We start from the raw sequence: 13,606 nt of genomic DNA on the forward strand, positions 1-13,606 counted from the left end.
AAAACAAACCTCTTGCTACGCAGGTAGAAATACATAATGAATCGTAAATAAGTAGTGGAAAGTAGGATTTGTCATTATGTGTGGAATCGTAGGAATTGTAGGAAAATCAAATGCTGAACAGGTCATTTTGAATGGTTTGGAACGTTTAGAATATCGTGGGTATGACTCAGCAGGTTTATATGTTGCTGATCGTACTTCTGGCCACTTAGTCAAAGCACAAGGACGTATCAAAAACTTGGAAGACAAAGTCACACCAGAAGTAACAGGAACGATCGGTATCGGACACACTCGCTGGGCAACTCATGGTAAACCATCAGAAAAAAATGCCCACCCTCATACTTCTTCCAACCAAGAATTAGTACTGGTTCATAACGGAGTAATTGAGAATTTTGAAGAATTGCATCAAAACTATTTAAGTGATCATCACTTCGAAGGACAGACAGATACAGAGATTGTCGTCCACTTGATCGAAGTATTGAAAAAAGACCGTTCGACCAAAGAAGCGTTCAAAAAGGCGCTCTCATTAATTCGTGGTTCATATGCCTTTGCATTAGTTGATAAAAATGACCCTGAAACCATCTATGTAGCAAAAAATAAAAGTCCGTTATTGATTGGGCTTGGAGATGGGTTTAACGTTATTTGTAGTGATGCATTGGCTATGTTGGATCAGACTACCCATTTCGTTGAAATTGAAGACGGTGAAATGGTAACTGTGACGGCAGAAACGATTAAAATCGAAGATCTAAAAGGAAATCTTGTTTATCGCGAGTCTTATGAAGCACAACTTGATTTAACAGACATCGAAAAAGGAACGTATCCTTACTATATGCTGAAAGAAATCGATGAGCAGCCAGCTGTGATGCGTCGTCTTGTTCAAGAGTATCAAGGCACAGGAGAAGTGACGATCGATGACGCATTAAAGGATCAAATGATTGCAAGCGACCGCATCTACATCGTTGCTTGTGGAACCAGTAATCACGCTGGTTGGGCCGCAAAAGCGATTCTAGAATCTCTGACACAGATTCCTGTTGAAGTACATTTATCAAGTGAATTCGGCTATAACATGCCTCTACTGTCTGCAAAACCTTTCTTTATTTTTCTATCGCAAAGTGGAGAAACAGCCGACAGCCGACAAGTCTTGGTAAAAATCAATCAAATGAATTTGCCTAGTCTGACTATTACAAACGTAGCGGGCTCGACTCTTTCTCGTGAGGCTGATCATACGTTGTTACTTCATGCCGGCCCTGAAATCGCCGTAGCTTCTACCAAGGCCTACACTGCTCAAATCGCTGTGTTAACCTTATTAGCAAAAGCAATTGGTGACGCTAAAGGTATTTCTGCGGCACAGGACTTCGATGTTTTTCATGAATTAAGTATCGTTGCTTCTGCTATGGAAACATTAGTCGACGAAAAAGCGGTCATCAGTCAATTAGCAGAAGAGTATTTGTCTGTCAGCCGCAATGCTTTTTATATTGGTCGAAGCAATGACTATTATGTTTCCATGGAAGCTGCATTAAAGCTGAAAGAAATTTCTTATGTCCAAGCAGAAGGATTTGCAGCTGGAGAATTGAAACATGGAACCATCGCACTGATCGAAGAAGGAACCCCAGTTATCGGAATCATCACTGAAGAAGTGACCGGCTCCCATACGAGAGGAAATTTGAAAGAAGTTGAGTCTCGCGGCGCCCATACTTTAGTCATCGTCAGCCAAGAACTAGCAAAAGCGACGGATCACATTGTTTTGCCTTCTGTCCATCCATTGGTTACTAGTTTAGTTGCCGTGATTCCTGCGCAACTGTTGGCTTACTTTGCAACATTGCAAAGAGGGTATGACGTGGATAAGCCTCGAAATTTAGCTAAATCAGTGACTGTCGAATAAAACTTTTAAAAGTTTTTAGGCAGAAAAACGAGCTGTGACAATTGTCTTGTCGCAGCTCGTTTTTTTCGTACAACCAATTAAAAGCAATTTTTTAAACAAGATGAAACTGCTTGGAACTGCCTTTTTGATCATCCTTTCTTTTCTCGTCCCACATTTTTTTAAAAGTCTTTTAAGTAATGCACAAAACAGCAAGCAGCATTCATCCCAGATTCAGTGCACCTCTGTTGATCAACATAGGGAAAATGGATCATTTCTTTACACACCACGTGCCATTTATGATGATTATCCCTACTATCGTCAGTAAAATAGTTGCAACGAATAAAATATTCCCCATTAATGACCAGCGATCACTAAAAAGTAATGAAAGCAGGATGAAAGCACCCAGAACCAACATACCGATGCCATTCGCTACATACAAACGATCTAAATCATACTGTGCTTTTTTTTCTTCAGAAGCCATATTGTATCCAGCAATCAATTGCCATCCATGTCTGCTTAAAAATAGGATGCCTGTAATAAAAAACAAACCTGCGACTACCCATCCTGTTGTATTTCCCATCACACATTCATCCTCTCTACACATCTGTCTAACGTTTAGATCCATTCAACCAATCGGTTTCTTGCGCTTTATACAGTGAGTATACCACATGAAAATCATTATTTGGATTATCATTATATTTTAACAACATAAAAAAACCAACGAAAGTCGTTTTCGTTGGTTTTTGATTTCATTTATTCCGCACCGATTTCTTCCCGTACGACAGCTGCGATTTTATCGACATAGTAATCTACTTTTTCTGTTGTTGGTGCCTCAGCCATCACGCGCAATAATGGTTCTGTTCCAGAAGGACGTACTAAGATTCTACCTTCCCCATTCATTTCTGCTTCTGTTTCTTCGACGATTTTTCGGATTGCCGGTACATCCATCGCGCCGTTTTTATCTGTCACACGAATATTAACTAATTTTTGCGGATAGATCGTAACTTCCCCTGCCAGCTCAGAAAGTTTTTTTCCAGTCTGCTTCATGATATTCAATAACTGGATACCAGACAGCATTCCATCCCCTGTCGTATTGAAGTCCAAGAAGATCATGTGTCCGGACTGTTCCCCGCCAAAGTTGTAGTCATTTTTGCGCATTTCTTCTACAACGTAGCGGTCACCCACTTGAGTAATCACATCTTTCAAACCAATGGCTTCAACAGCTTTATGAAACCCTAAATTGCTCATCACAGTTGTAACAATGGTATCTTGTTTCAAACGTTTTTGTTCAGCTAAGTATTTTGCACAAATGTACATGATCTTATCGCCGTCAACAATATTACCTTGTTCATCAATAGCGATCACCCGATCACCGTCTCCATCAAAGGCTAGTCCAACATCGGCCCCTTTTTCGACAACGAACTCTGCTAATTTCTCAGGATGAGTGGAACCAACTCCATCATTGATGTTCAAACCATTCGGCGAAGTCCCCATGGTATAAAAATCAGTTTCTAAGTCTGCAAACAACCGATTGACACTTGTAGCAGTCGCCCCATTGGCTGCATCTACACAGACGGTGATGCCCTCTAGATCACCCGGGATCGTTTGACGGAGAAATTGAGAATACTTCAAAAGACCTTCTGGAAATTCATCAACGGTTCCTAAACCTTCAGCTGACGGCCGTGGTAACGTATCTTCTGCAGCATCTAATAAAGCTTCGATCTCCGCTTCTTGTTCGTCTACCAATTTGAAGCCATCATTACCGAAGAATTTAATTCCGTTGTCTTGTGCTGGATTATGTGATGCTGAGATCATTACTCCAGCGCTAGCTTTTTGGACACGTGTCAGATAAGCCACACCTGGCGTTGAGATGACGCCTAGTTGAAATACTTCGATTCCCACAGATAGCAAACCAGCGATCAGTGCATTTTCTAATAACTGACCAGAGATTCGAGTGTCTCGCCCAACTAAGACGCGAGGTCGACGATCGTCTGTTTCGTGTTGACTCAATACATATCCGCCATAGCGGCCAAGTTTAAATGCTAATTCTGGTGTAAGTTCCTTATTTGCTTCTCCACGAACACCATCTGTACCAAAATATTTTCCCATAATGTATTACCCTCTCTTATTCTTTACTCTCATCTGAAGTTGTAACAGTTGTTTCGCTTTCTGAATCACGGTTTTCTTCACTAGATGGTCCACTAGTTTCATCTGATCGAGATTCGGCAGATGACTCGTTGCCAGTTTGACCATTCGTTTCCGTTGATTGGAAAACAGGTGTCACTTGGATCGTCACTACTTTAGGATCAATCGTCACACCATCTGGTGCTGGCACTTCAACAGTTCGCTCAACAGTTGAGGTGATTCTTGAAATATCGATTGGTACGCCAATTTGATCTAATGTATCTAAAATAGACTGGCTACCAGAAATCGTTCCGCTGATTGCACTCATTCTATAGATAAAATGGGAGATGCCGTTAGGAACTGTTCCTTGCTGGGTGACGAATAATTCCACTTGTTTCGTCGGGGCTTCTAATGTTACCGCCACGTTAACTGTTTCGGGATCTGGCAAAATTGCTAGTGCATTTTTAGCGGTATCCCACGCTTGTATCGTTCCTTTGACTGTTGAAGAGGTCGTTCCGATCTCATTAGGATCAATGACAGCCACCACACGATCGATATCATTTAAAGTGCGATCACCCGTTGTGATCACTACTTTCTGAGGATCTGCCTCTAGAGAAGCGATAGAATATCCTTCTTTTAGATCTGTGCCCGATATAACTGGTTCAACAGTAAATGTTTTTGTTACTTTCTTTTCAATAGTCACTGTGATGGTCTTTGGCTCGATTTCAGCCGTCACACCCGAACTCAAATTCTGAACTTCTAAAGGAACTTCATGCGTTCCTTCCCCTAATTCAGAGAGATCCGCCATCACGCGAAAGTTTCGCGTCTCATCATTTTTTTCTGCATTCAACTGGATACGATTTCGACTTTTCAAGGTGACATTCACGGTGGTTTCATACCCTTGGATAAAATAGCTATCTGTATCATACGTCGTTTGGATGGGAACATTGCTAAGATGTTCTTCATAACCACTAGTAGAGCCGGAAAGATTGACTTGCAGTGTGGAACCACTAGCAATAAAAAACAACACCAAACTAAAGAACAGCGCTAGTATACCATAAAAAATATTTCGTTGGCGTTCTTTCTTAATCATTTTCTTCCCCCTTTGTTCACACCGTCAAGGAAAGATTGCAGTAGATTACGTTTTGCTGTTTTTTCTTCAGGCACAAGCTCTCGATTCAAAATATCCAAGTATTGTTCTCGAGATAACCCAGATAACAATTGGTTGTTCATAGTGATACTGACATCCCCAGTTTCTTCCGACACAACGATCGTCAAAGCATCACTGACTTCTGACACACCCACTGCCGCCCGATGCCTAGTCCCGAATTCTTTAGGAATCAACAAGCTTTCTGAAAGGGGCAGATACGCACTCGAAACCGCAATTTTGCCGTCTCGTATAATGACCGCTCCGTCGTGCAAAGGTGTGTTGGGAATAAAAATATTGATCAATAATTCTCCGGTAATATCGGCATCCAATGCAATCCCAGTTTCGACATACTCTTCCAAACCGGTAGTTCGCTCAATTGTAATCAAGGCACCTATTTTGCGTTTCGCCATATACTGGATCGCTTTATCTAAAGATTGGACCATCACTTCGTCTTCGTGCTTTTCAGACTTAGAGGTCTTGAACAGCGAACTCCGACCTAAATGTTCCAAACCTCTCCGGATTTCTGGTTGAAAAATGACGATAGCAGCGATCACCCCATAGGTGATTACTTGATCCATCAGCCACGAGAGAGTTCTCAAGCCAATCAAACCAGCTAAAAAACGTAAAACGATAAATAGCCCGACCCCTTTGAATAGCTGGATCGCCTTGGTCCCTCTGACTAACTGAATCAATTTGTAGACCACATACCAGACAACTAAAACATCCAAAACATTGATTAAAAATGAAAGGGAAAATATATTAAATGAGAAAAGTTCTCTCCAATAATCAAAATTAAAAAAATCACTGAAATTCATCGACATAAACAGCCTTCCTTTATTCTTAAGACTTCAAATAATAGTATAACATAGGACTTCTTTTAACACGTTGAAAAAAGCAAATTTATCTCATTTTTTCCAGAAAAAATTCTCACTTTTTTCTGGACTCTCGATTATTGGATAACACGGTTGATCTTTACGTAATGGAGCTTCAAAAAAACAGCTCTGCCAGATACTGGCTAGAGCTGTGACACTTGCCTATTCTGATTTTTTTCTCCGCTCTGCTCTGGCAACTCTTCTTGCCGCGCGAGCTGCTTCGACTTCAGGATCAGAGACTGATCTACGCTGTTTAGTTCTAACAGATTCTCCTTGTTTTTCCACCAATTGAGGTTCTGCTTCAGACAATGGCTCTTTTTCTAATTTTGCTCGAATCTTTTCTTCTTGCCCAGCAAGACGCGCATAATTATAGAAACGGTTTTTCGCATCAAAGACTGTTTTTGTGAATAATGCACTTGCGGCACTTGGGTTAGCTGCATCTAAGGCTGAAAAACGAACCTGTGTTTTCATAAACGTTGGCATCAACGAAAAATCAGGTTTTTTATAGTCCAATGTCAGCGCTGGTTTGCCTTTATCAACCATTAATGGGTTGTAGCGGTACAGTGACCAATAACCGGAAGCGACTGCTTCTTTTGCTTCTTTGATGGATTGTCTCATGCCACCTGCTAATCCATGGGTGATACATGGTGTATAAGCAATGATCAGAGATGGTCCAGGGAATTTCTCCGCTTCTTCGAAAGCTTTGATCGTCTGCATTTGATTGGCTCCGGAAGCAATTTGCGCCACATATACATGACCATATGTCATAGCCATCATCCCTAAATCTTTTTTCGACACATATTTCCCACTAGCTGCAAACTTAGCAATCGCTGAAGTCGGTGTTGCTTTAGAGACTTGCCCGCCAGTATTTGAGTAGACTTCATTATCTAAAACTAGAATATTTACATCCGCGCCTGAGGCCAAGACATGATCGATTCCGCCAAATCCAATATCGTAAGCCCAACCATCGCCGCCAATCATCCATTGACTTGGCTTAACAAACAAGTCGCTGTCATCGAGAATTGCTTGCAAACTTGGCTGTTGATGAATTTCTTGTTGTAAAGCAGCCTGTAATTTTGCCGCCCGTTGTTGGCTTCCTGCACTTTCTTCCCGATGATCGATCCAGTCTTGCATAATCACTTGTAGATCTACCGGAACAGTGACTAAGGCTGCCTGCATTTTTGCTGCTAAGGCTGCTCTTCGTGTTTGATTTGCTAGAAACATCCCATAACCAAATTCGGCATTGTCTTCAAATAGTGAATTGGACCATGCCGGTCCTTGTCCTTGGTCGTTGGTCGTATAAGGAGACACCGGAGCAGCGCCGCCCCAAATCGATGAGCAGCCAGTGGCATTTGCAATCATCATGCGGTCCCCGAACATTTGAGTCAACAGTTTGACATACGGAGTTTCGCCACATCCTGCACAGGCTCCTGAAAATTCTAGAAGCGGTTTATTGAATTGGGTGCCCATTACGGTCCCCGGTTTTGCCGGGTTCTCTTTCTGACGTAGTGTCATAGCAAAGGCCCAATTCATTGCTTGCTCTTTTTGGCTTTCATAGGAGCGCATGACCAAAGCTTTGTCCTTTGCGGGACACGCTTCAACGCAAAGCCCGCAACCAGTACAATCTTCGATTGAAACTTGGATTCGATACTTCTGACCATCTTTTCCTCGCATTTCTCGAACAATAAACCCTTCTGGTGCCTCTGTCAGCTCATCTTCATCCACTAAGAAAGGTCGAATCGCTGCATGTGGACAAACAAATGCACATTCATTGCACATCGTACAACGGTCGGATAACCATTCTGGTACTTCTAAAGCAATCCCTCGTTTTTCCACTGCAGTGGTCCCTAGAGGCATCGCTCCTTCCGTCATTTGATTCCGAACGAGCGTCCCCACGGACAATTGATTTCCTTCTTGTCGATTGATTGGCTCAACGATCTCCCGAACATAACGGGATGTTGCAGTTGATTTCCGTTCAGGTACATCAATGAAGGCCCATTCAGCTGGCACTTGAATCTCGCAAAGCAATTCAATGGTCCGATCAATCGCTAAATAGTTTTTTTCGACAATTTCCATGGACTTATGTCCGTAATTCTTTAATACCTCCGCTTTTAAAATCGGCAGAACCTCATCGAAAGGCATAATATCAGACAAATAGAAAAAGGCAGTTTCCATTGCCGTGTTGATGCGTCTGCCCAGCCCAGTCTCCATTGCTAATTGCATGGCATTGATGGTATAAAAACGGATGTCATTTTCTGCAATGTAACGCTTGATGTGTTTGGGAAGACTAGTTGCAATTTGTTGCTCATTCCAGGTGGTATTTAGTAGGAAGGTACCGCCTTTTTTTAGCCCCTTCAGCAAATCATATGTATGCAGATACGCAGGGGTATGGCATGCGACAAAGTCAGCATGCTCGATCAAATAAGTCGAGCGGATCGGTGTGTCTCCGAAACGCAAATGGGAGACTGTTAATCCTCCTGATTTTTTGGAATCATAATAAAAATACCCTTGAACATACTTATCTGTGTGATCGCCAATAATTTTGATCGCTGATTTATTGGCACCCACGGTTCCATCGGAGCCAAATCCCCAAAATTTCGCCTGAAATGTATTGGGATTGGTCAAGTCCAAAGTAGCTTCCGTGTTCAACGAGAGATGGGTAACATCATCCATGATCCCAATCGTAAACCGTCTTTTTTGCTCGCTTTTTGGTTTCGTCAGTTCTTCGTATACAGCAACGATTTGATCTGGCGTTACATCTTTTGAACCCAATCCATAGCGACCACCAATGACAGCTGGCCGGATCGCTGCATCATAAAGGGCACTTTGGACATCTAAAAGCAGAGACTCGCCGTTTGCTCCCGGCTCCTTGCTACGGTCTAAAACGGCAATTGCTTTGACCGTTGATGGAAGTTTTTCCAAAAAGACTTCTAATGGAAATGGTCGATACAAATGAATCGTCAAGACCCCGACTTTTCTTCCTTGTTTGAGCAAATGATCCACCGTCTGTTGTACAGTCTGAGCAGAAGAACCCATTGTTACAATTACTTCTTCCGCATCAGCACAGCCATAATAATCGACCAAATCATAGTTGGTTCCGCGCAAATCATTAATGGCTTTCATGTATTTGCGAACTGTTGCCGGTAACGCATCGTAATGGGCATTGACCGTTTCTCGCTGTTGAAAATGAATATCAGGGTTTTGATTCGTTCCGCTAATCGTTGGATGGTTTGGATTCATTGCCTTTTCGCGAAAAGCTGCTAATTTTTCTTGATCGATCAATTGAGCCAATTCACTGTATTCAAGTACATCAATCTTCTGAATCTCATGGCTGGTTCGAAAACCATCAAAGAAATTCAGAAAGGGAATTCCACTTTCAATCGCCGCTAAATGAGCCACAGGTGCAAGATCCATAACTTCTTGAACACTGCTTTCCGCCAACATCGCAAAGCCTGTTTGGCGCGCCGCCATCACGTCTGTATGGTCACCAAAAATATTCAATGCATTCGTAGTGACTGCTCGGCTGGCAACGTGAAATACGCCAGGCAAACGTTCTCCCGCGATTTTGTACATATTTGGAATCATCAACAGCAATCCTTGCGAAGCTGTATAAGTCGTCGTTAAAGCCCCAGTCTTTAATGAACCATGTACTACACCAGCTGCTCCTGCTTCTGATTGCATTTCAACCACTTTAACTGGTTGTCCAAAAATATTTTTCTTTCCGCTGGCAGACCATTGATCTACCAATTCCGCCATTGTTGAACTAGGGGTAATAGGATAGATTGCGGCTAATTCTGTAAAAGCATAAGAAATATAGGCTGCCGCTGTATTTCCGTCCATTGTTTTTTTCTTGCGCATCTCTCTAACTTCCTTTATCTTCCATTTTGAGCATTCTCACACAATCCATTATAGCTGAAAAATCTACATGAATAAATACTGCAAATCAAAATAGCAGCGATTTAGTGAAAGAGCAAACGATACAGTTTCTATCGAATCTAAGTTTTTTTCACAAATTTCATTTGGTTGTTTCCCTTTTCTTTCTTGTTGAAATTCTGTTAAACTTAAAAAAAAAGGAGGATGAAACATGGATATTTCAATTATCAAAGCTGAAGAAACAAATACGACCACTGGAATCAAGATTGGTGATGAAAATGCTAAGCCGATCATTGAATTCATGAACCTTCGTTGTCCTTATTGCCGCAAATGGTTTGAAGAGTCATTGCCGATCCTAACCGAAGCTGTTGCTGCGGGAAAAATTCAACGAGTGATCAAATTATTCGATAAAGAAAAAGAGTCTCTTCAACGGGGAAATGTGATGCATCGGTTTGTAGCAACGGATAATCCTGCTCAAACGATCGCAGATATTACCAAAATCTATCAAACACAAGATCAATGGGGACATTTAACTTTAGAGGGGGTTGCAGAATTTGCGCAAAACCAACTAGGATTAACCGAACATAACCATTCCACGTATGCTGGTGAAATCGTGGAAGAAGCCCGAAAAGCAAATATTCAATTTGTGCCGACCGTTATCGTAGGCAGTCACATTTTTGATGAATCAATCTCAGCGGATGAGTTGACACAATTGATCAACGAATAAAAACCTGTGCCACAGTTCTAACAGCAACTCACTCTTGAAGGATTCTCGACTCGCACGAGCGGTCCAACGAAGCTAAAACTACTTGACACTTAGCCGTTTTAACTTCATTCTATCTCTTCAACTGTTGTCTTGTTATGACCTGTGGCACAGGTTAGTTTAACTGACTTTATCTCGTAAACGATCCGCAAATTCATTGATTTTACGGATTCGATGGTTGATGCCTGATTTGGAGATCGCTCCAGAAGGAATCATCTCTCCTAACTCCTTTAAGCTGACTTCAGGATGTTCCAATCGCAATTCTGCAATTTCCTGCAGCTTCTCTGGAAGAGCTCCCAGTCCCACCCGTTGTTGAATAAATTCAATATTGTCAATCTGTTTGGAAGCTGCATCGATGGTCTTGTTCATATTTGCTGTTTCACAGTTCACCAAACGATTGACTGAATTGCGCATATCGCGGACAATCCGAACATCTTCAAACTTGAGCATCGAATTGGTGGCGCCGATCAATGTGAGAAAATCGGCAATTTTTTCTGCTCCCTTTAAATAAGAAATAAAGCCATTTCGCCGTTCAAGGGATCGCGCATTCAATCCATAATAGTTCAACATATCGCAGATATCTTGATTGTGCTCTTCATAGATCGAATAGATTTCCAAATGATAGCGACTAGTCTCTGGATTGTTGACTGAACCTGATGCCATAAACGCCCCCCGTAAATAGGAACGCATTTTTTGGGCATTCCCCATAATTTCATCCGATACATGACTATGAAACATCAATCCATCCATAATATCCAAATCCAACAATACACGTTTGGTCTCTTGTTTTAAGCGAACGATGTAAACATTGTTCTTTTTCAACTTCATTTTTCTGCGAACCAACAGCTCGCTTCGGACATTGTAGTGATCTTTCAATAAGGAATAAATCCGCCGAGCAATGGCTGCATTTTCTGTTTGCACATTGAGAACGAACTGCTGGTTATTAATACTTAGCGATCCATTCATTCGTATCAAAGCAGCTAATTCCGCTTTTGCATGTTCCCGATGTACTTCTAGTGATGTCAGTTCCTTTTTGACTTCTGCTGCAAAGGACATGGCGTCGCCTCCTTTCTAGATTTTGGCACCGTAGACGATCCGCAGTAATTCATCGATTACTTTATCACCGTCATGAAAGACACCGCCATCACGTAACTCTAAGAAATCCGCTGAAACCACGCGACAACTTTCATTCCGCAGTCCTTGGAAATCATGTTTCACTTGGACAAGGTATTCATCGTAGATTTCTGGATCCATATAGCCTTCTGGGACCTTCTCTGTATTGACTAACACGGTATCAATAAAAGACTTCCCTAAATGTTGATGCAAAACCCGAACATGATCTGCATCAGTAAAGTGTTCTGTTTCCCCTTTTTGTGTCATGATATTGCAGATGTAAACAGTCTCCGCTGCCGTTTCTAGCAACGCCTGTCCGATCTCACTGATCATCAAATTCGGTAAGATACTCGTAAACAAGCTCCCCGGTCCCAATACGATCATATCAGCTTCCAATATCGACGTCACAACTTTACGGGCAGCTTTGGGTTCATTTTCGTCATCTTGATTCCGCACAAACACGTGATCGATGGTTTTACGATCCAAGGCAATTTTGGATTCTCCCACTGCTTCTGTCCCGTCTTTAAAAACAGCGTGCAAAATCAAAGGTTGGTCAGAAGAGGGATAGACATGGCCATCAATGTGCATGATTTTTGAAAGTATCTGGATTGCTTCATAGGTACTGTTGCGCATTTCCGCAATGGCGGCAATGATCAAATTACCTAAGGCATGGTTTGCAAGAAATTTGTCTTCTTTCTTGAACCGATACTGAAAAATATCATTATAGAGTTGCGGCATATCTGACAAAGCAGCCAACACATTGCGCAAATCACCTGGAGGCGAAATAGAGGAAACTAGGTTGCGGATTTCACCACTGCTGCCGCCATCATCTGCGACCGTCACAATTGCTGTGATATCAACACCTTGATTCCGCAAACTTTTTAAAATGACCGGCAGGCCAGTTCCGCCCCCAATGACAACGATCTTAGGTTTACGGATTCGATAGGTTTTCATTTTCATGATCGATTCACCGTCTCTTTGCGTTTGTCTTTGTCGCGATGGGTCACATTGACTTTGTAATTTTTTGCTAAAGCAGCGCTGATCCGTTCAGATAAAGCGACCGAACGATGTTGTCCGCCCGTACAACCAATTGCGACCGTCAAACTGCTTTTTCCTTCTTTGATATACCCAGGCATTATAGTTTCAAGCAATGTCTCAAATTGCTGATAAAACTCTTCAGTTTCTGGAAAAGACATGACATAGTCATATACGGTTTCATCTTTTCCCGTTAGCGGACGCAATTCAGGAATATAATGTGGGTTTGGTAAGAATCGCACGTCCATCACGATATCCGCATCGATAGGCAATCCGTATTTAAAGCCAAAAGAAACAACTTCCACCCGAAATCCATGTTCATGGGAAGAACGAAATTCTTGATTAATCTTTTCTCGCAGCTGTCTTGGTGTTAAAGTTGTCGTGTCAATCACGATATTCGCTTTTGTCTTCAAGTCTTCCAGGATCGCGCGCTCTTTACGGATCCCTTCCGTTATTAAGCCGTCCATCGCAAGGGGATGGGCTCTGCGTGTCTCTTTATAACGAGAAACCAACTCATTGTCTGTAGCATCTAAGAACAATATTTTCGTATCGATGAATCGAGTATTCTCGATATCGATCAGCATGCTTTGGATTTCTTCAAAAAAGGAACGCGAACGCAAATCGACGACCAATGCAATTTTGGTCACTTTCCCTGACTCTTTGATCAATTCCCAGAATTTAGGAATTAAACTGGGAGGCATGTTGTCAATACAAAAATAGCCCATGTCCTCAAAACTTTGAATAGCAACGGTTTTTCCTGCTCCACTCATACCAGTGATGATCACTAGTTCTAAATTATCTACTTCTGTCATCGTAAA

The 13,606-nt window shown here is 42.0% G+C and carries 10 protein-coding genes; 2 read left to right on the forward strand and 8 right to left on the reverse strand.

Annotation, left to right across the window (positions count from 1 at the left end; translation table 11 throughout):
* Nucleotides 1-76 precede the first annotated feature (76 nt).
* Entirely contained in the window at nt 77-1,879 is a 1,803-nt protein-coding gene (gene glmS, locus EG2_RS02570) for a glutamine--fructose-6-phosphate transaminase (isomerizing) (protein WP_060813328.1), read from the forward strand.
* Nucleotides 1,880-2,126: 247 nt separating this feature from the next.
* Here glmS and EG2_RS02575 read toward each other — a convergent pair whose 3' ends face one another.
* From EG2_RS02575 to nifJ, 5 genes are all read right to left on the reverse strand, one after another.
* On the reverse strand, nt 2,127-2,438 hold the full coding sequence (locus tag EG2_RS02575) for a DUF3784 domain-containing protein (RefSeq protein WP_060813329.1): 312 nt from the start codon (nt 2,436-2,438) through the stop codon (nt 2,127-2,129).
* 173 nt (nt 2,439-2,611) lie between these two features.
* Complete coding sequence (gene glmM, locus EG2_RS02580) at nt 2,612-3,967, reverse strand: phosphoglucosamine mutase (protein ID WP_003126423.1); 1,356 nt, start codon at nt 3,965-3,967, stop codon at nt 2,612-2,614.
* A gap of 16 nt (nt 3,968-3,983) precedes the next feature.
* Entirely contained in the window at nt 3,984-5,075 is a 1,092-nt protein-coding gene (locus tag EG2_RS02585; RefSeq protein WP_060813330.1) for a CdaR family protein, read from the reverse strand.
* Nucleotides 5,072-5,953, reverse strand: a complete 882-nt coding sequence (cdaA, locus tag EG2_RS02590; protein WP_060813331.1) for a diadenylate cyclase CdaA — start codon at nt 5,951-5,953, stop codon at nt 5,072-5,074. The genes EG2_RS02585 and cdaA overlap by 4 nt, the downstream gene beginning before the upstream one ends.
* A gap of 213 nt (nt 5,954-6,166) precedes the next feature.
* Nucleotides 6,167-9,862: a pyruvate:ferredoxin (flavodoxin) oxidoreductase gene (gene nifJ, locus EG2_RS02595; RefSeq protein WP_060813332.1), complete on the reverse strand. Its 3,696-nt coding sequence runs from the start codon at nt 9,860-9,862 to the stop codon at nt 6,167-6,169.
* Nucleotides 9,863-10,088: 226 nt separating this feature from the next.
* Between nifJ and EG2_RS02600 the strand changes: the two genes are divergently transcribed.
* Entirely contained in the window at nt 10,089-10,604 is a 516-nt protein-coding gene (locus EG2_RS02600; protein ID WP_060813333.1) for a DsbA family protein, read from the forward strand.
* Nucleotides 10,605-10,760: 156 nt separating this feature from the next.
* On the opposite strand, the gene whiA is transcribed toward EG2_RS02600, so the two are convergent.
* The 3 genes from whiA to rapZ are packed head-to-tail and all read right to left on the reverse strand — an operon-like array spanning nt 10,761 to nt 13,600.
* Entirely contained in the window at nt 10,761-11,696 is a 936-nt protein-coding gene (gene whiA / locus EG2_RS02605; RefSeq protein ID WP_060813334.1) for a DNA-binding protein WhiA, read from the reverse strand.
* Between the two features lie 15 nt (nt 11,697-11,711).
* Nucleotides 11,712-12,713 (reverse strand): gluconeogenesis factor YvcK family protein, encoded by a 1,002-nt coding sequence (locus EG2_RS02610; protein ID WP_005471344.1) that lies wholly within the window; start codon nt 12,711-12,713, stop codon nt 11,712-11,714.
* A complete protein-coding gene (gene rapZ, locus EG2_RS02615) occupies nt 12,710-13,600 on the reverse strand; it encodes an RNase adapter RapZ (protein WP_003126416.1) in 891 nt (296 codons plus the stop codon). Before rapZ ends, EG2_RS02610 begins: the two co-directional genes overlap by 4 nt.
* Nucleotides 13,601-13,606: the final 6 nt, after the last annotated feature.

Origin of the sequence: Enterococcus gallinarum NBRC 100675 (assembly GCF_001544275.1) — a bacterium.
Taxonomy (GTDB): Bacteria; Bacillota; Bacilli; order Lactobacillales; family Enterococcaceae; genus Enterococcus_D; species Enterococcus_D gallinarum.

Coding starts and splice junctions, on each gene's coding strand:
- glmS (WP_060813328.1), top strand. CDS start 77: ATGTGTGGAATCGTAGGAATTGTAGGAAAATCAAATGCTGAACAGGTC.
- EG2_RS02575 (WP_060813329.1), bottom strand. CDS start 2,438: ATGGGAAATACAACAGGATGGGTAGTCGCAGGTTTGTTTTTTATTACA.
- glmM (WP_003126423.1), bottom strand. CDS start 3,967: ATGGGAAAATATTTTGGTACAGATGGTGTTCGTGGAGAAGCAAATAAG.
- EG2_RS02585 (WP_060813330.1), bottom strand. CDS start 5,075: ATGATTAAGAAAGAACGCCAACGAAATATTTTTTATGGTATACTAGCG.
- cdaA (WP_060813331.1), bottom strand. CDS start 5,953: ATGTCGATGAATTTCAGTGATTTTTTTAATTTTGATTATTGGAGAGAA.
- nifJ (WP_060813332.1), bottom strand. CDS start 9,862: ATGCGCAAGAAAAAAACAATGGACGGAAATACAGCGGCAGCCTATATT.
- EG2_RS02600 (WP_060813333.1), top strand. CDS start 10,089: ATGGATATTTCAATTATCAAAGCTGAAGAAACAAATACGACCACTGGA.
- whiA (WP_060813334.1), bottom strand. CDS start 11,696: ATGTCCTTTGCAGCAGAAGTCAAAAAGGAACTGACATCACTAGAAGTA.
- EG2_RS02610 (WP_005471344.1), bottom strand. CDS start 12,713: ATGAAAATGAAAACCTATCGAATCCGTAAACCTAAGATCGTTGTCATT.
- rapZ (WP_003126416.1), bottom strand. CDS start 13,600: ATGACAGAAGTAGATAATTTAGAACTAGTGATCATCACTGGTATGAGT.